Annotated in this window: 23 protein-coding genes; 13 read left to right on the forward strand and 10 right to left on the reverse strand. The window is 68.2% G+C overall.

The annotated features are described in order from the left end of the window. The first annotated feature begins 3 nt into the window (after nt 1–3). Genes ACSQ25_RS07135 through ACSQ25_RS07145 form a run of 3 tightly spaced genes read left to right on the forward strand, consistent with a single transcriptional unit; the run spans nt 4 to nt 3,856 of the window. Nucleotides 4–3,102 carry an efflux RND transporter permease subunit gene (locus ACSQ25_RS07135; RefSeq protein WP_436105014.1) on the forward strand — a complete coding sequence of 1,033 codons (3,099 nt, stop codon included), beginning with the start codon at nt 4–6 and terminating at the stop codon, nt 3,100–3,102. Nucleotides 3,103–3,126: 24 nt separating this feature from the next. Further along, entirely contained in the window at nt 3,127–3,501 is a 375-nt protein-coding gene (locus tag ACSQ25_RS07140; protein ID WP_436105015.1) for a hypothetical protein, read from the forward strand. A gap of 4 nt (nt 3,502–3,505) precedes the next feature. Continuing rightward, a complete protein-coding gene (locus ACSQ25_RS07145; protein WP_436105016.1) occupies nt 3,506–3,856 on the forward strand; it encodes a DUF3147 family protein in 351 nt (116 codons plus the stop codon). A 6-nt stretch (nt 3,857–3,862) separates the two neighbouring features. Here ACSQ25_RS07145 and ACSQ25_RS07150 read toward each other — a convergent pair whose 3' ends face one another. Next, nucleotides 3,863–4,261: a hypothetical protein gene (locus tag ACSQ25_RS07150; RefSeq protein WP_436105017.1), complete on the reverse strand. Its 399-nt coding sequence runs from the start codon at nt 4,259–4,261 to the stop codon at nt 3,863–3,865. A 130-nt stretch (nt 4,262–4,391) separates the two neighbouring features. On the opposite strand from ACSQ25_RS07150, the gene ACSQ25_RS07155 reads away from it, so the two are divergent. The 8 genes from ACSQ25_RS07155 (at nt 4,392) to gluQRS (ending at nt 12,315) form a co-directional block, all read left to right on the forward strand. Beyond that, nucleotides 4,392–4,715, forward strand: coding sequence for a TfoX/Sxy family protein (locus ACSQ25_RS07155; protein WP_436105018.1), 324 nt, complete (start codon nt 4,392–4,394; stop codon nt 4,713–4,715). Nucleotides 4,716–4,946: 231 nt separating this feature from the next. After that, on the forward strand, nt 4,947–5,597 hold the full coding sequence (paoA, locus tag ACSQ25_RS07160) for an aldehyde dehydrogenase iron-sulfur subunit PaoA (RefSeq protein ID WP_436105019.1): 651 nt from the start codon (nt 4,947–4,949) through the stop codon (nt 5,595–5,597). Further along, the gene (locus tag ACSQ25_RS07165) at nt 5,594–6,544 is read left to right on the forward strand and encodes an FAD binding domain-containing protein (protein ID WP_436105020.1); all 951 of its coding nucleotides are present in this window, start codon (nt 5,594–5,596) and stop codon (nt 6,542–6,544) included. Before paoA ends, ACSQ25_RS07165 begins: the two co-directional genes overlap by 4 nt. A gap of 14 nt (nt 6,545–6,558) precedes the next feature. After that, complete coding sequence (paoC, locus tag ACSQ25_RS07170; protein ID WP_436105021.1) at nt 6,559–8,817, forward strand: aldehyde oxidoreductase molybdenum-binding subunit PaoC; 2,259 nt, start codon at nt 6,559–6,561, stop codon at nt 8,815–8,817. A gap of 210 nt (nt 8,818–9,027) precedes the next feature. After that, nucleotides 9,028–9,972 carry a hypothetical protein gene (locus ACSQ25_RS07175; protein ID WP_436105022.1) on the forward strand — a complete coding sequence of 315 codons (945 nt, stop codon included), beginning with the start codon at nt 9,028–9,030 and terminating at the stop codon, nt 9,970–9,972. Nucleotides 9,973–10,303: 331 nt separating this feature from the next. Then, nucleotides 10,304–10,711, forward strand: a complete 408-nt coding sequence (rnk, locus tag ACSQ25_RS07180) for a nucleoside diphosphate kinase regulator (protein ID WP_436105023.1) — start codon at nt 10,304–10,306, stop codon at nt 10,709–10,711. A 68-nt stretch (nt 10,712–10,779) separates the two neighbouring features. Next, nucleotides 10,780–11,256: a nuclear transport factor 2 family protein gene (locus ACSQ25_RS07185; protein ID WP_436105024.1), complete on the forward strand. Its 477-nt coding sequence runs from the start codon at nt 10,780–10,782 to the stop codon at nt 11,254–11,256. Between the two features lie 123 nt (nt 11,257–11,379). Then, nucleotides 11,380–12,315 (forward strand): tRNA glutamyl-Q(34) synthetase GluQRS, encoded by a 936-nt coding sequence (gene gluQRS / locus ACSQ25_RS07190; RefSeq protein ID WP_436105025.1) that lies wholly within the window; start codon nt 11,380–11,382, stop codon nt 12,313–12,315. Here gluQRS and ACSQ25_RS07195 read toward each other — a convergent pair. Beyond that, on the reverse strand, nt 12,281–12,868 hold the full coding sequence (locus ACSQ25_RS07195; protein WP_436105026.1) for a CHRD domain-containing protein: 588 nt from the start codon (nt 12,866–12,868) through the stop codon (nt 12,281–12,283). The genes gluQRS and ACSQ25_RS07195 overlap by 35 nt on opposite strands. A 235-nt stretch (nt 12,869–13,103) precedes the next feature. Between ACSQ25_RS07195 and ACSQ25_RS07200 the strand changes: the two genes are divergently transcribed. Then, complete coding sequence (locus ACSQ25_RS07200; RefSeq protein ID WP_436105027.1) at nt 13,104–13,856, forward strand: PEP-CTERM sorting domain-containing protein; 753 nt, start codon at nt 13,104–13,106, stop codon at nt 13,854–13,856. Nucleotides 13,857–13,889: 33 nt separating this feature from the next. Here ACSQ25_RS07200 and ACSQ25_RS07205 read toward each other — a convergent pair whose 3' ends face one another. The 6 genes from ACSQ25_RS07205 to ACSQ25_RS07230 all read right to left on the reverse strand — a co-directional run bounded on the left by ACSQ25_RS07205 (nt 13,890) and on the right by ACSQ25_RS07230 (nt 17,776). Continuing rightward, nucleotides 13,890–14,354 carry a DUF421 domain-containing protein gene (locus ACSQ25_RS07205; protein ID WP_436105028.1) on the reverse strand — a complete coding sequence of 155 codons (465 nt, stop codon included), beginning with the start codon at nt 14,352–14,354 and terminating at the stop codon, nt 13,890–13,892. Nucleotides 14,355–14,436: 82 nt separating this feature from the next. Next, complete coding sequence (locus tag ACSQ25_RS07210; RefSeq protein WP_436105029.1) at nt 14,437–14,607, reverse strand: oxidoreductase-like domain-containing protein; 171 nt, start codon at nt 14,605–14,607, stop codon at nt 14,437–14,439. Nucleotides 14,608–14,609: 2 nt separating this feature from the next. Beyond that, the gene (locus ACSQ25_RS07215) at nt 14,610–14,990 is read right to left on the reverse strand and encodes a BlaI/MecI/CopY family transcriptional regulator (RefSeq protein ID WP_436105030.1); all 381 of its coding nucleotides are present in this window, start codon (nt 14,988–14,990) and stop codon (nt 14,610–14,612) included. 48 nt (nt 14,991–15,038) lie between these two features. After that, nucleotides 15,039–15,482, reverse strand: coding sequence for a hypothetical protein (locus tag ACSQ25_RS07220; protein WP_436105031.1), 444 nt, complete (start codon nt 15,480–15,482; stop codon nt 15,039–15,041). Nucleotides 15,483–15,569: 87 nt separating this feature from the next. Then, a complete protein-coding gene (locus ACSQ25_RS07225) occupies nt 15,570–16,232 on the reverse strand; it encodes a response regulator (protein WP_436105032.1) in 663 nt (220 codons plus the stop codon). Then, complete coding sequence (locus tag ACSQ25_RS07230) at nt 16,229–17,776, reverse strand: ATP-binding protein (RefSeq protein WP_436105033.1); 1,548 nt, start codon at nt 17,774–17,776, stop codon at nt 16,229–16,231. Before ACSQ25_RS07230 ends, ACSQ25_RS07225 begins: the two co-directional genes overlap by 4 nt. A 256-nt stretch (nt 17,777–18,032) precedes the next feature. On the opposite strand from ACSQ25_RS07230, the gene ACSQ25_RS07235 reads away from it, so the two are divergent. Further along, on the forward strand, nt 18,033–18,398 hold the full coding sequence (locus tag ACSQ25_RS07235; RefSeq protein ID WP_436105034.1) for a KGG domain-containing protein: 366 nt from the start codon (nt 18,033–18,035) through the stop codon (nt 18,396–18,398). 48 nt (nt 18,399–18,446) lie between these two features. On the opposite strand, the gene ACSQ25_RS07240 is transcribed toward ACSQ25_RS07235, so the two are convergent. Beyond that, nucleotides 18,447–19,787 carry a sulfite reductase subunit alpha gene (locus tag ACSQ25_RS07240; RefSeq protein ID WP_436105035.1) on the reverse strand — a complete coding sequence of 447 codons (1,341 nt, stop codon included), beginning with the start codon at nt 19,785–19,787 and terminating at the stop codon, nt 18,447–18,449. Beyond that, entirely contained in the window at nt 19,784–20,788 is a 1,005-nt protein-coding gene (locus tag ACSQ25_RS07245; RefSeq protein WP_436105036.1) for an FAD:protein FMN transferase, read from the reverse strand. Before ACSQ25_RS07245 ends, ACSQ25_RS07240 begins: the two co-directional genes overlap by 4 nt. Between the last annotated feature and the right edge of the window lies 1 nt (nt 20,789).

The raw sequence follows: 20,789 nt of genomic DNA on the forward strand, positions 1-20,789 counted from the left end.
CCCATGTTCAATACTATCGTTCGATTCAGCCTGCGCAACCGCCTGTTCGTCCTGGCGGCGGCGCTGCTGCTGATGGTCTACGGCGCCCTGAGCGCTTACCGTACCCCGGTTGACGTCTTCCCCGACCTGAACAAACCGGTCGTCACCGTCCTCACCGAGGCCGGCGGCATGGCGCCCGAGGAAGTCGAGCAGCTGGTGTCCTTCCCGATCGAGACCTCACTCAACGGCATGCCCGGCGTGACCCGGGTGCGCTCGGTGTCGGGCGTCGGCCTGTCCATCGTGTACGCGGAGTTCGACTGGGGCACCGACGTCTACCGCAACCGCCAGCTCGTGTCCGAGCGGATCACGCTGGTCAAGGAGCAGCTGCCCGGGAATATCTCGCCGATGATGGGACCGGTGTCCTCGATCATGGGCGAGATCATGCTGATCGCCTTGCCGATCGACGTCGCCAAGACCGATCCCATGAAGGCGCGCGAGTACGCCGACTTCGTGCTGCGTCCGCGCCTGCTGTCGATCCCGGGCGTGTCGCAGGTGATCCCGATCGGCGGCGAAGTGCGCCAGCTGCGCGTGCAGCCCGATACGGCGCGCATGGCGCAGTTCGGCGTCTCGCTCGAACAGCTCACCAATGCGCTGCGCGGCTTCGCCGGCAATACCAGTGGCGGCTTCATCGACCTGAACAACCGCGAATACCTGATCCGCAACCTGGGCCGCACGACCCGCCTCGAGGACGTGCAAGGCCTGGCGGTGTCCTACCGCAACGGCATGCCGGTGCTGCTCGAGCAGGTCGCGAGCGTGGCCTACGCCCCGGCCTTCAAGCGCGGCGACGCCGGCATGAACGGCAAGCCGGCGGTGATCGTCAGCGTGCAGAAGCAGCCCGCCGGCGACACCGTGCGCCTGACGCACGACATCGAGACCGCGCTGGCGGAGCTCAAGCAGGGCCTTCCGGCCGGGATCTCGGCGCCGACGGTGCTGTTCCGCCAGGCGAACTTCATCGACGCCTCGATCGGCAACGTGGTCGAGGCGCTGCGCGACGGCGCCATCCTGGTGGCGATCGTGCTGTTCGCCTTCCTGCTCAGCGCCCGCACCACCCTGATTTCGCTGGTGGCGATTCCGCTGTCGCTGGCGGTGACGGCGCTCGCCTTCCACCTGCTGGGCCAGTCGATCAACGTCATGACCCTGGGCGGCCTGGCGATCGCCATCGGCGAGCTGGTGGACGATGCGGTGGTCGACGTCGAGAACATCATGCGCCGGCTGAAGGAGCGGACGGAAGGCGGCCGGTCGGTGCTGGAAACGATCTGGCATGCCTCGGTCGAGGTGCGCTCGGGCATCGTCTACGCCACCGTGATCGTGGTGCTGGTGTTCATCCCGCTGTTCGCGCTGCCGGGCATCGAGGGTCGCCTGTTCGCGCCGCTGGGCATCGCCTACATCGCTTCGATCCTGGCCTCGATGCTGGTGTCGATGACGGTCACCCCGGTGCTGGCCTACTACCTCCTGCCGAAAATGAAGCGCCTGCACAGCGGCGACAGCCCGATCGTGCGCCGCCTGAAGCAATGGGACACGGCCGCGCTGGCGTGGTCGCTGCCACGCATTCGCCTGATGCTGGCCGGCGCACTGATCCTGGTGCTGCTTGCTGCGGCCTCGGTGCCTTTCTTCCCGCGTGCCTTCCTGCCGGCCTTCAACGAGGGTTCGCTGGTGATGGGCATGACCTTCACGCCCGGCACCTCGCTGGCGGAGGCCAACCGCATGGGCGCGCTGGCCGAGACCCTGATCGCGCAAGTGCCGGAAGTGACCAAGGTCGGGCGCCGCACCGGCCGCGCCGAGCTGGACGAACATGCCGAGGGCGTGCATTCGTCCGAGATCGACGTCGACCTGAAGCCGTCCGAACGCAGCCGCGAGGAAGTCATGGCGAGCATCCGCAACCAGCTCTCCAGCATCCCGGCATCGGTGGCGATCGGCCAGCCGATCTCGCACCGACTCGACCACCTGCTGTCAGGCGTGCGCGCCCAGATCGCCGTGAAGATCTATGGCGACGATCTCGATACCCTGCGCGGCCTGGCCGACGGGCTGCAAGGGCGTCTGGCGGGCGGGCACGGCCTGGTCGACCTCTCGGTCGAGCGCCAGGTCCTGATCCCGCAGGTCAAGGTACGCATCGACTACCGCAAGGCGGCCCAGCACGGGCTGGCGGCGGGCGACGTACTGCAGGCCTTGCAGGCGCTGTCGGAAGGCAGCCGCGTAACCCAGGTGATCGACGGCGCGCGCCGCTTCGACCTGGTACTGCGCCTGTCGGATGCCGACCGCTCGCCGCAGGACCTGGGCCGCGTGATGCTCAACACGCCGGCGGGGCAAATCCCGCTCTCGAGCGTCGCCACGGTGGAAGAGGGCGACGGTCCGAACCAGATCGGCCGCGAGAACGGACGCCGCCGCATCGTCGTGTATGCGAACACCGACGGTTCCAACATGTCGGACATCATCGCGGACGTACGCAAGGCCGTCGCGGCAACCCAGCTCCCGGGCGGCTACTTCGTGAGCATCGAAGGCCAGTTCCAGGCGCAGGAACAGTCGCAGCGGCTGATCGCCGGCCTGTCGCTGGCCTCGCTGCTGCTGATCTTCCTGGTGCTGTATTCGCGCTACCGGTCCTCGACCCTGGCGCTGGTCATCATGGGGAACATCCCGTTCGCGCTGGTCGGCAGCGTCATCGCCATGTGGATCGCGGGCGTGTCGCTGTCGGTGGCCTCGATGGTCGGCTTCATCACGCTGGCCGGCATCGCGACCCGCAACGGTATCCTCAAGATCAGCCACTACATCAACCTCTGCAAGTTCGAGGGCGAAAGCTTCGGCTGGCCGATGATCGTGCGCGGCTCGATCGAACGCCTGACGCCAGTGCTGATGACGGCACTGGTCGCGGCCTTCGCGCTCACGCCGCTGCTGCTGGCGGCGGATGCGCCGGGCAAGGAGATCCTGCATCCGGTGGCGGTCGTCATCTTCGGTGGCCTGATCAGTTCCACCTTGCTCGATTCGCTGCTCACGCCCCTCATCTTCTGGAAGGTAGGGCGGGGGCCGCTGGAACGGCTGCTGGCGGAAAAAAGCAGCGATACTTATTAACCGATGTTTTCTAGGAGTAGAACCATGAAGAAGATCTTTGCAGTAGCAGCACTCGCGGCCGGCGTCATCCTGTCGGGCCAGGCCCTCGCACACGGCGCCAAGCCGAAGCACGGCGGCATCGTGCAGGCGGCGGGCGACCTGTCCTTCGAGCTGGTGGCCAAGGACGGCGGCGCCACCATTTACGTCGACGACCATGGCAAGAACAAGCCGACCGCAGGCGCGGCCGGTACCCTGACCGTGCTGAAGGGCACGCAGAAGACCCAGCTGCCGCTCGCATCGGGTGGTGACAACACCCTGGTGGTGAAGGGTGAGGCCAAGCTGGAAAAGGGCAGCAAGGCCGTGGCAGCCGTCACCTTCGCCGACAAGAAGACCGTCAGCGTACGCTTCTCGGTCAAGTAAGCCGATGAAGTGGATCATCACCAAGTACCTGCTGACGGCGGCCGTGGTGGTCCTCGTGTCCGAGGCCGCCAAGCGCAGCGACCGTTTCGGCGGCTTCGTCGCGGCCCTGCCAATGATCACCATCCTGACCCTGGTCTGGCTGCACATCGAGAACCAGCCGGCGGCGCGGGTCGCGAACCACGCCTGGTACACCTTCTGGTACGTGCTGCCGACCCTGCCCATGTTCCTGGCTTTCCCGTGGCTGCTGCCGCGGCTCGGCTTCTGGTGGACCCTGGGCGCCTGCACCCTGATCACGCTGCTGTGCTTCTGGCTGTTCGCGCTGCTTGTGAAACGCTATGGGATCGACCTGCTCTGACGCAGCTCAGCGGTTCCAGCTGCACTTGCCGCGCGCGATGGCCGCGCCCCAGAAGGGCAGTGCGGCCAGGCCGCCGAAGCCGAAGTTCCAGTTCTTGGTACTGAAGCCGGACGGCTGGTGCTTGAGCGCGTTCGGCCCCATGCAATGCGGTTTCGCCGCTTCCGAGAAACTGCGCGCAAACTCGCGGTAGGGGCCGCCGCTGAGCGCGGTGCCGCTGGCCGGAAGGGGACCGGCCGGCATCTCGTCCAGCGTGGCGCGGACTGCCGCCCTGATTGCCTCGTCGCTCGGGCGCGCGCTGAAGCTGCGCGGCGCAGCCTGTTCGGCGGGCGCGGCCAACGGCGCGGGCGGGGCATCCGCGTGGACGAGCAGCGCCGGGCCGGCCGCCAAGGGAACGAGGATCGTCAAGAGCCTGGCTTTCATTGACATGAGGAAGAGTGGATGAGCAGCCGACTGTATCCGAACCATTTGCCAAATGCTTAAGCCCGCATGAAGGCTTGCATTATTATGTGAGCCGGATAAACGACAAGGACAGCGCATGGCAACCGAACGAAGCTTCGTGGACTACGTGACCGAGGTGGCGGGGCTGGGCAGCCGGCTCACGCACAAGAAGCTGTTCGGCGAATACGCCCTGTACCTGGACGGCAAGGTGGTCGCCTTCGCCTGCGACAACAGCCTGTTCATCAAACCCTCCCGGGCGGTCGAGACGCTTGCGCCGGACCTGCCGAAAGGCCCGCCTTACCCCGAGGCCAAGGATTACCCGATCGCCGACGAGCTGCTCGACGATCCGGAGGCGCTGCGCCGCCTGATCGAGGAAACCGCGGCCCTGATGCCCCTGCCCAAGCCCAAGAAGAAACCCTAGCCAGCGCCAGCCTTCCATGAATCAGCTGCCCTGATTCATGACTCCCCTTCATAAGCCCTTGCATTTTCCACATGCAGTGCGGCCCCTCCACGCACCTACAATCCCTGGGTTTGCCACGCAGGCGAACTGCACGCCTTGAAAATGTAAAAAGGGCTATGTTCTTGGCTTCTGTCCCGACCGGATACCTGCGCCACCGGTCACATATTGCCATTGTTCAAGAAAGGAACAACGATGCCCGACTTCGATCCCCACCGGCGCCAGCTGCTCAAGGCGTCGACCGTCGCCGTCGGCGGCGTCGCCGTGGCTTCCCAGATGGCGCCCAGCGCCGAAGCTGCTCCCGCCGCCCAGGCGGCCGCCTCCACGACACCGAGCACCATGAACATCCGGCTCAAGGTCAACGGCATCGAACACCAGCTGATGGTCGACCCGCGCACCACGCTGCTGGACGCGCTGCGCGACCGCCTCCACCTCACCGGCAGCAAGAAGGGCTGCGACCAGGGACAGTGCGGCGCCTGCACGGTGCTGGTCGACGGCCGCCGCGTGACCTCCTGCCTGACCCTGGCCGTGATGCAGGAAGGCCATGAGGTCACCACCATCGAAGGCCTCGGCACCCCGACCAACCTGCACCCGCTGCAGCGCGCCTTCATCAAGCACGACGGCTACCAGTGCGGCTTCTGTACCCCGGGGCAGATCTGTTCGGCCGTGGGCATGCTGGAAGAGATCCGTTCCGGCGCCCCGAGCCACGTGACGGCCGACCTGAACGCGCCGCTGCAGGCCGGCGAGATGGAATTCCGCGAGCGCATGAGCGGCAACCTGTGCCGCTGCGGCGCCTACTCGAACATCCAGGAAGCGATTGCCGAGGTCGCGGGGGTGAAGCGATGAAAGCCTTCACCTACGAACGGGCCAGGACTCCGCAGGAAGCCGCGGACGCCGCCGCGCGCCACCCCAACGCGCGTTTCGTCGCGGGCGGCACCAACCTGCTGGACCTGATGAAGCTCCAGATCGAAACCCCGTCCCACCTCATCGACGTCAACGATCTCGCGCTCGACCGCATCGAGCCGGCGCCCAACGGCGGCCTGCGCATCGGCGCCCTGGTGCGCAATGCCGACCTGGCGGCCGACCTGCGCGTGCGGCGCGACTACGGCGTGCTCACGCGCGCCCTGGTGGCCGGCGCCTCGGGCCAGCTGCGCAACCAGGCCACCACCGCCGGCAACCTGCTGCAGCGCACCCGCTGTCCCTACTTCTACGACACCAACGTGCCCTGCAACAAGCGCAAGCCGGGCAGCGGCTGCAGCGCCATCGGCGGCTTCACCCGCCTGCACGCCATCGTCGGCCACAGCGAAGCCTGCATCGCGACCCACCCGAGCGACATGGCGGTGGCCATGCGCGTGCTCGATGCCCAGGTCGAGACCGTGGCCCCGGGCGGCGCCACGCGCGTGATCCCGATCGCCGATTTCCACCGGCTGCCGGGCAACACCCCGCACATCGACCACACCCTGAAACCCGGTGAGCTGATCACCGCGGTGACCCTGCCGCCGCCCATCGGCGGGGTGCAGAGCTACCGCAAGGTGCGCGACCGCGCTTCCTATGCCTTCGCGATCGTGTCGGTGGCCGCCATCGTGCAGCGCGACGGCACGGGCCGCGTGGCCCTGGGCGGTGTCGCCCACAAGCCCTGGCGCGTCGAGGCGGCCGAAGCCGCGTTCCCGCGCGGGGCCCAGGCCTTCGCCGGCGCCCTGCTGCAAGGAGCGCGCACCACCGAGGACAATGCATTCAAGGTGCCGCTCGTCGAGCGCACGCTGGCCGCGGTCATCGCGGACGCTAAAGCTTAAGCAAAGGGCTCGCCATGAAATTCAACGAACCAGCCACCACCAACCCGATCGACCAGCTCAAGGTCGTGGGCCAGCCGATCGACCGCATCGACGGCCCGCTCAAGACCACCGGCACCGCGCCCTATGCGATGGACCGCCACGATGTGGTGCCCAACCAGGCCCACGGCTACGTCATCGGTTCCGCGATTCCCACCGGACGCATCGTCTCGATGGACCTGGCGGCGGCCAAGGCCGCGCCGGGCGTGATCGCCATCGTCACCGCCCAGAATGCCGGCAAGCTCGCCAAGGGCAATTTCAATACCGCGCTGCTGCTGGCCGGGCCACGCATCGAGCACTACCACCAGGCCGTGGCCCTGGTGGTGGCCGAGACCTTCGAGCAGGCGCGCGACGCCGCCTCGCTGGTGCGCATCAAGTACGAGCGCGAGAAGGGCAGCTTCGATCTGCACGCGATGAAGAACAAGGCCGTCGCGCCCAAGAAGGAAGCGGCCGAGACCAAGGTCGGCAACTTCACCGGCGCCTTCGCCTCGAGCCCCGTCAAGCTCGACGCCGAATACCATACCGCCCACGAATCGCATTCGATGATGGAGCCGCATGCCAGCGTCGCGGCCTGGGACGGCGACCGGCTCACCGTCTGGACCTCGAACCAGATGATCGCCTGGGCCAGGGGCGACCTCGCCAAGACCCTGGGCATCCCGAAGGACAAGGTGCGCGTGCTGTCGCCCTATATCGGCGGCGGCTTCGGCTCCAAGCTGTTCCTGCGCGCCGACGTGGTGCTGGCGGCGCTGGGCGCGCGGGCGGCACGCCGTCCGGTGCGGGTGCCGCTGCAGCGCGCGCTGATCCCGAACAACACCACGCACCGCTCGGCCACCATGCAGCGCATCCGCATCGGCGCGACGCGCGAGGGCAAGATCACGGCGATCGGCCACGAAAGCTGGTCCGGCAACCTGAAGGAGGGCTCGCCGGAAAACGCGGCCACCCAGACCCGCTCCCTGTATGCCGGCGAGCACCGCATGACATCCAACCGGGTGGCCGAGATGGACCTGCCGGAAGCGAATGCGATGCGCGCGCCGGGCGAGGCGCCGGGCATGGCGGCGCTCGAGATTGCGATGGACGAGATGGCGGAAAAGCTCGGCATGGACCCGGTCCAGTTCCGCATCCTGAACGACACCCAGGTGGTGCCGGACAATCCGGAAAAGCCCGACTCGGCCGATCCGCAGTCGAAGAAGCCGGAGAAAGAGAAGCATAATCCGCATCCGCCGTTTTCCAAGCGCCAGTTCGTCCAGTGCCTGCAGACCGGGGCCCAGCGCTTCGGCTGGGAGCGCAGGCCGGCCAAACCCGGCACCGTGCGCGAGGGCCGCTGGCTGGTCGGCATGGGCATGGCTTCGGCTTTCCGCGACAACCTGCTCACCAAGTCGGCCGCGCGCGTGCGCCTGGACCGGCGCGGCATCCTGACGGTGGAAACCGACATGACCGACATCGGCACCGGCAGCTACACCATCCTGGCCCAGACGGCCAGCGAGATGATGGGCGTGCCGCTCGAGAAGGTGAGGGTGCGGCTGGGCGATTCGAGCTTCCCGGTCTCGTGTGGCTCGGGCGGCCAGTGGGGCGGCAACAACTCGGCGGCGGGCGTGTACGCCGCCTGCATGAAGCTGCGCGAGGCGGTGGCGCGCCAGGCCGGCTTCGAGCCGGAACGCGCCATCTTCGCCGATGGCCTGATCCGGGCCGGAGAACGCAGCCTTCCCTTGGGGCAGGCGGTCGGCGAGCGTGAACTGGTCGGCGAGGACCTGATCGAGTACGGCGACATCAACAAGCGCTTCCAGCAATCGACCTTCGGCGCGCACTTCGTGGAAGTGGGCGTGGATGCGGTGACCTGCGAGGTGCGCATCCGGCGCATGCTGGCGGTGTGCGCGGCCGGGCGCATCCTGAATCCGAAGACGGCGCGCAGCCAGGTGATCGGCGCGATGACGATGGGCGCCGGCGCGGCCCTGATGGAGGAACTGGCGGTCGACAAGCGGCTCGGCTACTTCGTCAACCACGACCTCGCGACCTACGAGGTGCCGGTGCATGCCGACATCCCTCACCAGGAAGTCATCTTCCTGGACGAGGTAGATCCGATGTCCTCGCCCATGAAGGCCAAGGGCATCGCGGAACTGGGCATCTGCGGGGTGGCGGCGGCCATCGCCAACGCCGTGTACAACGCGACCGGCGTGCGGGTGCGCGAGTATCCGATCACGCTCGACAAGCTGATCACGAAGATGCCGCTGTCGGTGTGATTTTGTAGGGTGGGCGGCTGTGCCGCCCACGCGGTCAACACACGGATACAAACCACAGAGCAGGCCCGGAAACGTGGTTTGAACGCGTGGGCGGGAGACCCGCCCACGCTACGGCACCAATTCCGTCAAAGTGAAAATGCGTGTATTTATTGGCTGGCGCGTCTGCTATCCTGCGCCGCATCGACGCGTTTCACCGGAATATCAGTCCCGATGCTGTCAGCACCACCCTTCAGTCCCATCCTTGCCGCCGAACGCCGCATCGACTGGCTCCAGCTTGCCGCGGCCTTCACGCTGCTGTCCTTCCTGGTGATGGTCTGGCGCTGGGGCGGCACGATCGCCGACTCGCAGGCCTATTACGACACGGCGCGCTGGCTGCGCGGCGAGCTGCCGGCCGGCAGCCTGGTCGCCCCTTTCCCTTACCGCCTGCTGGTGCCGGCGCTGGCCGCCGCCATTCCCGGCGACCTGCGCAACGGTTTCGCCATGCTCAACTGGGCGCTGGTCACCGCCGGCGCATGCCTGATGTCGGCCGCCGTGCTGCGCGCCGGGCTCGGCCACAACCGTGCCATCGCGGCCGGCCTGATGATGGTCGTCTCGCTGCCCACCTTCTGGTATGCGCCCTACCTGCTGGTCGATCCGGGCTCGGTCTGCGCGCGCGCCGCCTTCGTGCTGGCGGTGCTGTGCGGCCAGCCCTGGCTGGCCGCGCTCGCGGGCCTGCTCGGGACCGCCGTGCGCGAAGAGAACATCCTGCTGCTGGTGTGGCTGCTCGCGATGCGCCGCATCGCCTTCGTGCCCGGCCTCGCCGCGCTGGCGGCGGCCGGAGCGTGGATCGTGGCGGTGCGCTGGTGGCTGGTCGGCGGCCTGCCGGCCTACGCCTGGACGCCGGCCTGGGCGCAGCTGGTGCACGCACTGGGCGACTGGCGTTCGTTGGCCACGATCCTGGGCAGCGCATGCCTGGCGGCGCCGCTGGCACTGCTGGGCTGGCGTGCCGCGCCGGCCGCGCTGCGGCCCTTCGCCGGCCTGCTGGTGCTGATGGCGCTGCCGCCGCTGTATGCGGCGCTGTGCGTGCGCGTCGACGGGCGCGCCGTATGGGGACTGTATCCCTTCCTGCTGCCGTTTGCGGCCTGCGCCGGCCTGCGTCCTGATACCAGGCGTTGACGGAATTCCCACAAGGGCTATACTGGGCTGGTCTTTTCCCCGTACGCCCATGAACCCACCACGCTTCACATCGCCGCGATCCAGTGCCTGCCAGCAAGGCAGGGGCTTCGCCGCGTCCGTCGAGCGTGACTGCGCCGCCGTATCGCGAGCGGTGCAGCAGTCGTCCCGCAACCTCGCCTGGCTCGTCCAGGCTCGGTGAGGACCGCTGCACGCCCCGATTCGTCCTCCCGAGCCGCCCCGATCCCGAACACCGGCCGTTTGTTGCAAACCTGAACAGCGGCTGTCTCGAATTCCGCCCGCAGGCTGCGGGCACCATCAGGAGTGAACAACAATGAAACCTTCCATCCTCGTCTCATGGCTGGACATGGACCGCCTCGACCGCATGCTGGATTCGCTTCCGGCCGGCCAGGCCAATGCGCGCGACGCGCTGCTCGATGAACTGGGCCGCGCCGGCCTCGCCGAACCCTGGGAGATGCCGCCCGACGTCGTCACCATGAATTCGCGCGTGCGCTTCTGCTTCGACGGTGCGGAGCAGGAAGTGACGATGACGCTGACCTATCCGAAGGACATGAACGGCGACCCCGAGCAGCTGTCGATCCTGACCCCGGTCGGCACCGCTTTGCTGGGCCTGAAGGTCGGCGACAGCATCAGCTGGGAGCGCCCGGACGGCGCGCTGTTCGAGCTCAGCGTGCGCGGCATCGAGTACCAGCCGGAACGCGACGGCCAGTACCACCGCTAGGGCGGCGTTGGCAAACGCGCACCTTTGGATTATCGTTAGCGCGTTTGCCCACTTCACCGAAAGAGACCATGAAACGCTTCCTCGCCGCCGCTTTCCTTTCCCTGGGTCTTCTGGGCGCCGCCCACGCGGCCACCGACCCGGTCCTGACCAGGCAGGTGAATGCCTTCGTCGACGAGTGGCACGACGACGCGGCCAACGCGCGCCTGGCCTATTTCGACAAGATCGCGGCGGACGGCGTCTACATCGGCACCGACCGCACCGAGCTGTGGAAGCGCGACGAGTTCAAGGCCTGGGCGAAAAAGCCGTTCGAGCGCAAGTCGGCCTGGAGCTTCAAGGCCACGCGCCGCAACGTGTATTCCACACCCGACGGCGCGCTGATCTGGTTCGACGAACTGCTCGACACGCCGAACATGGGACCCTGCATGGCCAGCGGCGTGATCCGCAAGACCGCCAAGGGCTTCGAGATCGTGCATTACCAGCTCTCGATGGCGGTGCCGAACGAAGTGGCGGGGCAGGTAACCAAGCTGATCGCCGGACAGAAGTAGGGTGGGCGGGTTTCCCGCCCACGCGGTGATAGACGACAGCAAGATCATTCGGCGCGAAAACGGAGCCGCTAACTATCACCGCGTGGGCGGCATAGCCGCCCACCCTACGGGTATCATGCGTCAATGACGGAATTGAATACTCCCTACATCGGCCGCTTCGCGCCGTCGCCGACCGGCCCGCTGCATGCGGGCTCGCTGGTTGCTGCCCTGGCCAGCTACCTCGATGCCCGCGCCCACGACGGCACCTGGCTGGTACGCATCGAAGACATCGACGAGGGCCGCAGCGTGGCCGGTGCCGCCGAGGGCATCCTGGCGCTGCTGGACACGCTCGGCATGCATCCCGACGGTGAAGTCGTCTGGCAGAGCCGGCGCAAGGATTTCTATCAGGCGGCCGCCGAGCGCATCGCGCTGCACACCTATCCCTGCGGCTGCAACCGGCGCGAGATCGCCGACTCGCGCCTCGGCTTCGCGCCCGACGGCGCCGCGATCTATCCCGGCACCTGCCGCTACGGCCTGGGCGAGGGGCGCAGCATGCGCAGCCTGCGCCTGCGCGTGCCGGAGCCGGGCTACGACCTCATCGGTTTTACCGACCGCTTCGCCGGCGAAGTCACGCAGCGCCTTGGCCTTGAATCGGGCGACTTCGTCCTGAAGCGCGCCGACGGCTTCTGGGCCTACCAGCTGGCGGTGGTGGTGGACGACGCCGAGCAAGGCGTCACCGACGTGGTGCGCGGAGCCGACCTGCTCGATTCCACGCCGCGCCAGATCTTCCTGCAGCGCGTGCTCGGCGTGCCGACGCCGCGCTACCTGCACGTGCCGGTGGTGCGCAACGAGCATGGCGAAAAGCTGTCGAAACAGACCGGCGCGCTGGCGGTGGCGCCGGGGGACGAAGCGGCCGCGGTGGATGCGCTGCTGCAGTCGGCGCGCTTCCTCGGCCTGGGCCTGGAACGGCCGGCATCGCTCGACGCCTTCTGGCGGGCGGCGATACCGGCCTGGCGCCAGTTGCTGGCGCAGCGCGGTGCGGAACTTACTCAGGCAGGGTCCGGCGGCGGCGCGCCATGACACCGACACCGATGAGGCCCGCACCGAGCATGGCCCAGGATTGCGGTTCCGGGATGGCCGAGACCAGGAAGCCGCGAATTTCGCCGCCTGGATACTGCGCCGTATGGATGTTCAGATAGACCTGGTTGTCGGCGAGGGCGTCGAGCATGGCGGCGCTGGCGCTCGCCGCGGTGCCGCCGAAGGCCGTGAGGAAGGCGGCGTCGTAGATGGCGGGATCGGCCAGGTCGAAGGTCTGGCTGTAGCTGCCCGAGGTGGTCCCGAGCGGGAAGCCGAACAGGGGAATCGCGACGCCCGCCGTGCCGGTGAGGGAGTCGGTGGTGCAGCAGTGGAGGTGGGCGCTCACCGTGGGGGTGGTCAGGTCGCTGAACGGGATGTTGGCGGTCAGGATCGTTCCGTCGATTTCAAACGTGGAAATGCTGTAGCCCGGTGAAGGATTGGGTGCCGCCTCGCCCGGCCCGCTGGCCACGGCCCGGTAGAGATCCTGCGCCAGGCTCGCCGGGGCCACCGTCATGGCGGACAGGGTGAGCGCGAGCGCCGAGAGTACTTTTTTCATGGCATACCTCCTGGATAGGAAAGAAACCAATGCAGCGCACCCGCCCGGGTGCGCTGGAAAAAAGTAACACAGCTGAATCCCACAGCCCACACCATACGAGCCGGCAAATGGCGCATCGAGGGCGGTGCAGCAGTGGCCACATGTGGTCGGGAACCAACTCAGCAGCATTCCGATGCGCCATTCGTTCCGTATTCGCTCCACAATTTGGCGAGCGCCTCTGTCTGCCGGAGTTGATATGAACAAACTGCTTGCCGCGTCTTGCCTGGTGTTTTCCCTTGTCGCTGCTCCTGGCGCGCAGTCTCAGGAAACGCCCGCCCCTGATCCGCGCACGGAGTTCACGCTCAGTAACAGCTTCGTGCTCCTGCAATCGCTGGACGGTAGCGTGCTTCCGCTCGACGTGTCGTCGACGCGCCAGCATCTCATCGTACGTTCGTACAGCGACTTCGGCCACGAGGAGGTCAATCTGGCTCCTCCGACCGATAGGTTCGCGAGCGGGGCGGTCACGCACCGGACCGGCTATGCCGAGGCGTCCATCGACCACATCTTCGGCGACCTGCATGCACTGGTCGGCCATACCGGCCCTGCGCCCTCATGGGCGACGAGTGACTTTATCATCGGCAGCAATGCCGTCTTCACCTTGCCCGCACGTTCGATGCTGACCATGGGGGCCTCGATCAACGTGGACACCACTGCGGCGTGGGACAAGAATTACTTCAGCTATGAACGTGGACTCATTGCCGCCACCGAAGGTAGCTTTGGGGAACGGTTCATGCTGAGCGGAACCGATGCATCGAGCTACTTCAGCATCACGGCACTCAATCCCCTCGACGAGGAAGCGACGTTCTACTATTACTCCAACCTCTTCGGGATCGCGTTCGCCGTGAACCCGGTGCCGGAGCCCTCGACCTGGATCATGATGGCCGGCGGCTTGCTGTTCCTGTCCCGTGCCGCGCGGGTACGCCCAGGCCGCGGAGCGGTGCCCGCATGAGGCGGCAGGCATGTCCGGCACGCCTGCGCTGTGCTATTGGGGATTGCGCAGGATGCTGATCTCGCCGTCGGCCTCCAGGAAAGCACATTTCATTTCCGCGCGCGGGCAATCGTGGGTGCGCAGGGCCTCATCGAGGTCGCTCTCGGACAGGCGGCACTTGCGCACGACCTTGTCGAAGAACTGGCCGTCGCGGCCGATCAGCACGGCACTGCCGTCCACCAGCTTTTCGAAGCCGGCGCTGCGCGCACTGCTGAAGGCGACCAGGGAGTTGATGGCGACCAGGGTTGCCGCCGCGATCAGGCCGCCGACCAAGGATTCGTCGCCGCCGTTCAGCGAGTTCGATACCGCTTCCGACAGCAGCATGACGACCAGCAGGTCGAAGGGCGTGAATTGTCCCACCGTCCGGTGGCCGGACAGACGCACCATGATCAGCAGCAGGATGTAGACGGCCAGCCCGCGTACAACAAATTCCCACCAGGGAAGATTCATGTCGAACATATCCCCTCCGTGAACAAACCGATGGGTTCATTCTAATCAAAATGACAAGCTGGTGATTTTCAAGCGTGCGCGGCGGCGCTGCTCAGGAGGCGGGCGGCGGTGTCGTCTTGCTGGCGGCTTCCCAGGCCGCGAGTTCGCGTTCGTAGCGCTCGAGTGCTTCTTCGTAGAGGTCGAACACGCAGGGCGTGCAGCCGCTGCGGCAGCAGTCTTCCAGCTCGGGCTGGACCGGCGCGACCGGACGTGGCTGCGGCATGCTCAATCCTTCCGGTTCAGGATCTGCTGGATCTCCTCGCGCTCTTTCTTGCTGACGTGGCCGCGCAGGGCGGCCAGTACCAGTTCCTTGCCGGAACCTGAAAAGGCTTTGTGGATGAGGTCCTTGATGAGGCCGGCCTGGTGGCTGTCCTGGGGCTGGGCCGGCGCGTACACGTGGGCACGCGCGCTTTCGTCGCGGGTGAGCAGGCCTTTCGCGTGCATCACCTGCAGCAGGCGCAGCACGTTGGCATAGGCCATGTCGGGCCGCGTCTCGACCGCCGCCTCGTGCACCTGGCGCGCCGTGGCGGGGCCGAGCTGCCACAGCAGGCGCAGCATTTCCAGTTCGGACGGGGTCGGCTTGGCGGGAAGATCTGGAGTGCTCATGGGTCTAGAATAATTGATCTAGACCGCCAAGTCGAGCCTGGGTACTCGTCAGTCTTCGAGGCGGTACTCGCGCAGGTCGAACACGTTCTTGCCGTCTTCGCGCAGGCATACCCCGGTCATGGTCTCGCCCTTGCGCAGCACGTAGGTGATGCGGGTGCCGGGGGCCTTGCCGGCGCAGGCCGCATGGGCCGCGGCCGGCACCTCGGGGAGCGGCGGCGGTTCCGGCGGCGCCGGCGGTGCGGGCAAGTCAGGCAGTTCGGGTGGCGCCGGGGGCGCAGGCGGGACGACGCCGTCGTACGAGGCGAGCGGCGGCGGCGGGGCCGGGGCGCGCGGCGGCGCCGGCGGCTGGGGCGGGGCCGGGGGCGGCGGGCATTTGCCCTTCACGGTCGACTCGCACTTGTAGTGGACGCGCACCTCGGCCTGGGCGCCGCCGGCGATGCTGGCCAGCAGGGCAAGTGCGGTGAGGCATAGGGTCGTGTTCTTGATGCGCATTCTGGTCTCCTTTGGCTGCGGCCCGCGCCGTGCGGCGGGCCATGGGTAGATCCTGCATGCCAAATGTGGAGAAAAGATGGAGTGCGCTTACAGGTCGCAGCGGTAGCCGAGCCCGTAGATCGAGCGGATCGCTTCCAGGCCCGGCGCGGCGGCGTCGAGCTTGCGCCGCAGGTTCTTGATGTGGCTGTCGATGGCGCGGTCGGTGGCGTCCAGGCTGTCGGCGCGGGCGGCGTCGAGCAGCTGGGCGCGCGAGAATACATGGCCGGGACGGCGCGCCAGCGCGGCCAGGATCGCGAACTCGCTGGGCGTCAGGTCGAGCGCCTGCCCGTGGAGCGTGATGCGGCGCGCGGCTTCATCGATGCCGAGCACGCGCGCAGGCTGGGTGCCGCCCGAGCGGCGCAAGATGGCCTTGATGCGCGCCATCAGTTCGCGCGGGCTGAAGGGCTTGCACAGGTAGTCGTCGGCGCCCGCTTCCAGGCCGAGCAGGCGGTCGATTTCCTCGACCCGCGCGGTCACCATGATCACCGGTACATCGCTGAACTCGCGCAGCGCGCGGCACAGCGACAGGCCGTCGAGGCCGGGCAGCATCAGGTCGAGCACCACCAGCGCCGGCGGCTCGGCGCGGATCGCTGCCAGGGCCGCATTGCCGTCGCCATACACCTGCGGCGCAAAGCCGGCGGCGCGCGCGTAGTCGGCCACCAGGGCGGCCAGTTCCGGCTCGTCCTCGACGATCATGATGGTCTGGCTCATGCGGCGTCTCCGGCCAGCGGCAGCGACAGGGTCACGCGCAGGCCGCCCAGCGGCGAGTGGGCGAAGCTCAGGCTGCCGCCCTGGGCTTCGAGCAGGCGCCGGCACAGCGCCAGGCCCAGCCCGGCGCCGCCGTGGGCACGGCTGCGCGAGGCGTCCACGCGGTAGAAGCGTTCGGCCAGGCGGCCCAGTGCTTCGCCGGGCACGCCGGGCGCGCTGTCGTCGATGACGAGCCGCAGCTGCGTCGCTTCGTCACGGGCATGGAGGGAGATGCGGCCGCCCGCCGCGGTATAGCGCAGGCTGTTCTCGAACAGGTTGTCGAGCACCTGGCGCAGGCGGTCGGGGTCGGCCAACACCAGGCTGCGCGCGGGCGCAGGACCCGTGTCGAGCGCCAGCCCGGCCGCCTGCAGGCGGGCGGCGAAGCCCTGCGCATGCGTGGTGGCGAAGGCCCACAGGTCGAGCGGCACGGGCTTGCAGTCGAGCGCACCGACGTCGGCGCGCGCCAGCGCATACAGTTCGTCGATCAGCTTGTTCAGCGCCAGTACCTGGCGCAGCATGGCGTCCAGGGTGTCGGGCGTGGCGCTGCGCACGCCGTCCTGCACCGCCTCGAGCTGGGCGCGCAGCACGGCCAGCGGGGTGCGCAGCTCGTGCGAGGTATCGGCCACCCACTGGCGGCGCGCACCCTCCGCGCTTTCCAGCTGCTGCGCCAGCGCGTTGAAATGGCGCGCCAGCTCGCCCAGCTCGTCGCTGCGCGCAGCCGGCAGGCGCACTTCGTAGCGGCCGCCGGCAAGGGCGCCGGCACCCGCCGCGAGCTGCCGGATCGGCTGGCGGAAGTGGCGCGCCAGCAGCACGGCGGCGAGCGCGCTCAGCGCCACCGCCGCGGCGACGATCAGCCACAGGCTGCCGCGCAGCTGCTCGAGGAAGGCGAGCGCCATCGCATCGCTCGGCCGCGGGCTGCGCGCCACGCCGAGGTAGCCGACCGTGCGGCCGTTCACCGCAATGGGACGGCGCGCCTGCGGCAGCGCACCGGGAATGCGCCCGGCCAGGTAGCGGCCGTCCGCGTCGAGCAGGGTGACGCGCTGGTGCAGGTCATGGGTGATGCCGTCGGCGCGCGGTGCGTCCAGGCGCGGAGGCGGCAGGGGGATCATCGGCGGCGCGGGCGGTGCCGGGGGTGCCGGCGGGGCCGGGGGTACAGCCCCATCCAGCGGCGCCGGTGGAACAAGCGCCACCGGCTCGGCAGGCGGCGCGGGTGCCGGCGGCGGCGCGTCCGCGCGGCGCTGCCGCAGGTCCTGCAGCCGGGCCAGTTCGGCCGCGATCCAGCCGCGCCGCTCGTCGCCGGCGGGCAGGAACTGCCAGCCGCCCCGGGTCCGGTAGCGCGCGGCGAGGGCGCCGGACAATTCGTCGAGGCGGTCGAGTTCGATGCCGACGGCGTAGTCGCCGAAGCTGGCCAGGACGTTCTGGCGCAGCAGGTAAACGGCGCTCGCCGCCACCGCGAGGATGGCCAGCAAGACGGAGAGGAACAGCCGGTGGCCGATGGAGAAGCTCACAATGTCGAGTCAGCGTTGGACTACAGGGTAGAGGTGATTCATTCTTGAATTCGGGAACGAACGGTCATCCTATTCTAGAGCTGGCAAAAACACCACATTCCTTTCTCCAAGTCTGACAGAGAAGACGCCAGGCCGGGCAAGGTGTAGTCCTACAAGGGCACTGCCTTTTTTGGGTGGTCCGACGCGTCAGGCATCGTTAGGATGAACCTGTCTCAGCCACTTCCGGCTGGTGCTAAACGATGAACAGGAGGCAACTATGGCATCGAATAACCAAGGCGGCAACAAGGGCGGCAACCAGGGCGGCAACAACCAGAGCGATACCAGCAACCGCGGTTTCGCTTCGATGGATCCGCAGAAGCAGCGTGAAATCGCTTCGGAAGGCGGCCGTGCCGCACACGCATCGGGCAATGCCCATGAATTCACCTCGGAAGAAGCCCGCAAGGCAGGCTCGATGAGCCACGGCGGTGGCGGTGGCGGCGGCAGCCAGCAAAGCGGTGGCGGCGGCGGCCAGCAGAGCGGTGGCCAGGGCGGCAATCAGGCAAGCAGCGGCGGTACCCGCGGCGGCACGCCGGAGCAGCACGCCAAGGCAGGCTCGCAGAGCCACAAGAACGACAAGAAGTAAGCGTCAGGTCGTTCTCCGCAATGTGGCCGGCTACGCCGGCCACATTGCTTAGTAGACGTCGCGGCGGTAGCGTCCCGCGGCCGTGAGCGCGTCGAGCGTCTCCCTACCCAGCACTTCCGTCAAGGCCTCGTGCACGCCGCCGGCCATTCCCTGCAGGCTCCCGCACACATAGATGGCCGCGCCCTTGTCGACCCAGTTGCGCAGCGTCTGCGCGTGTTCGCGCACCAGATGCTGCACGTAGCGCGCCGTCGACTGGTCACGCGAGAAGGCGAGGTCAAGCCTGGCCAGGCTGCCCGCGGCCAGCCATCGCTGCAGCTCTTCGCGGCACAGGTAGTCGTGCGCCGCATTGCGTTCGCCGAACAGCAGCCAGTTGTCGCCATGGCCGGCGTCGATGCGCGACTTGAGCAGCGCCCGCAGGCCCGCCAGTCCACTGCCGTTGCCGATCGCGATGAGCGGACGCGCGGCATTGCCGTTCAGGCGGAAGCGCTGGTGGGCGCGCAGGCGCAGCCTGATCACGTCGGTATCAAGAGCCGTTTCGCACAGCCAGCCCGAGGCCGCGCCCAGGCTGCCGTCTTCGCGCCGCTGCAGCCGCACCATCAGTTCCAGCCGCCCTTCGGCAGGCAGGGAGGCGATCGAGTATTCGCGCGGATGCTCCGGATCGGCGGGCGCGCTGAGCTGGGCCAGGTCGCCCGCTTCCCAGACCGGCAGCGCGCCGTCGAGCGGGACCAGTGCGATGCGGTAGAGCGGCGCACCGGCGCTGCCCGGATTCGCCAGCGCGCGGCTGGCGATGCGCCAGTCGCCGTAGCTTGGTGCTTCCCAATCCGGCGCGTCGGCGGTGCCGGCCAGGCGGCCGATGTGGTGCTGCCATTCGGCCAGCGCGGAGGCCTTGCCGCGGTCGACGTCGATGCGCTCGAACAGCGGGGTGGCCCCGTGCGCCGCGAGCCAGCCATCCAGCGCGCGGCCGAAGCCGCAGTAGTTCGTGTAGCTGCTGTCGCCCAGCGCCAGCACGGCGTAATGCAGGTGCGACAGGTCTGGCGCGCTATCCATGGTTTCGCCGGCGAAGCGTGCGCCGCTATCGGGGGCGTCGCCTTCGCCGTAGGTGCTGGCGATGAACAGGATGCGGCCGGATTTCGACAGCGCACCCGCTTCGAGGTGCGACATGCAGACCGCGCGTGCGGACAGGCCGCCCGTGGTCAGGGTAGCGGCGGTCTGGCCGGCCAGGTATTCGGCACTGCCGGTCTGGCTGGCGTACACCACCAGCCAGTCGGCGTCGGCAGCCGGGACGCTGTTGCGCGCGGCGCGGGCACGCCAGATCGCGAAGCACATCGCGAGGTAGCCGCTGGAGAGGGCGAGCGCGCCGCCCAGGCGCATCGGGTCGATGGTGATCATTGCAGCAGGTCGCGCCAGGCGGCGGAAGCATATTCGGCCAGCGCGCCCGCGCGCCGCACCAGGTAGCGTGCCGCGATGCCGCGCGCGTCGGCGAACGCGAGCCCGGCATCGAGGCCCATCACGGTCAAGGCTGTGGACAGCGCGTCGGCGACCATGCAGGTGGTCGCCACCACCGTGCACGAGGCGATGCCGTTGGCGATCGGGTGGCCGCTGCGCGGATCGAGCGTGTGCGAGACGCGGCGCTGGCCGTCGTCGAAATAACTGCGGTAGTCGCCCGAGGTGGCGATTGAAAGACCATGCAGGGCCACCACGGTCTGCGCGCTGGAAACCGCATCCGGCACGCCTTCGATCTCGACCCACCAGGGCTCGCCGTCCGGCTTCATGCCGGCGCCGCGCAGTTCGCCGCCGACTTCGACCAGGTAGTGGCGCACCCCGAAGCGCTCCAGGCAGAGGCCGAGCCGGTCGACGCCGTAGCCCTTGGCGATCGAGGAGAAATCGAGGATGGCGCCGCCCGGCTGCAGCAGGCGCCGGCCGCCGCGGTCGAGCTGCGGCGTGGCGCCGGCCCGCCGCGCCAGTACGCCGGCCACGTCCATGGCGGATGGTGCACGGAAGCCGGCCCCGTCGTGGCGGCCGTCCGGCCCGAAGCCCCACAGATTGACCAGGGCGCCGGCGGCCGCGTCGTAGGCGCCGGCCGTGTCTTCATGGACCTGCAGCGCGAACGCCGCCACATCGAAGAACTGCGGCGGCAGCACATGCCAGCTGCCGCCCGGCGCGCGGTTATAGCGCGACAGCAGCGAGGCTTCCTCCCAATGGCTCATCTGCGCGACGATCTCGTTCAGTTCGCGCTGCAGCGCCGTCCCGAGGTCCGCGTCGAGCCCGGGCGGCACCAGCATCTGGGCCGACCAGGTCGTACCCATCGAACGGCCCGCGGCCTTGCGCAGCACGCTGCCGCCAGGAGGCAGGGCCAGGTCGATGTCGAGCGGGACCAGGACGGCGCGCACT

Origin of the sequence: Massilia sp. LjRoot122 (assembly GCF_964252725.1) — a bacterium.
GTDB lineage: Bacteria > Pseudomonadota > Gammaproteobacteria > Burkholderiales > Burkholderiaceae_D > Telluria.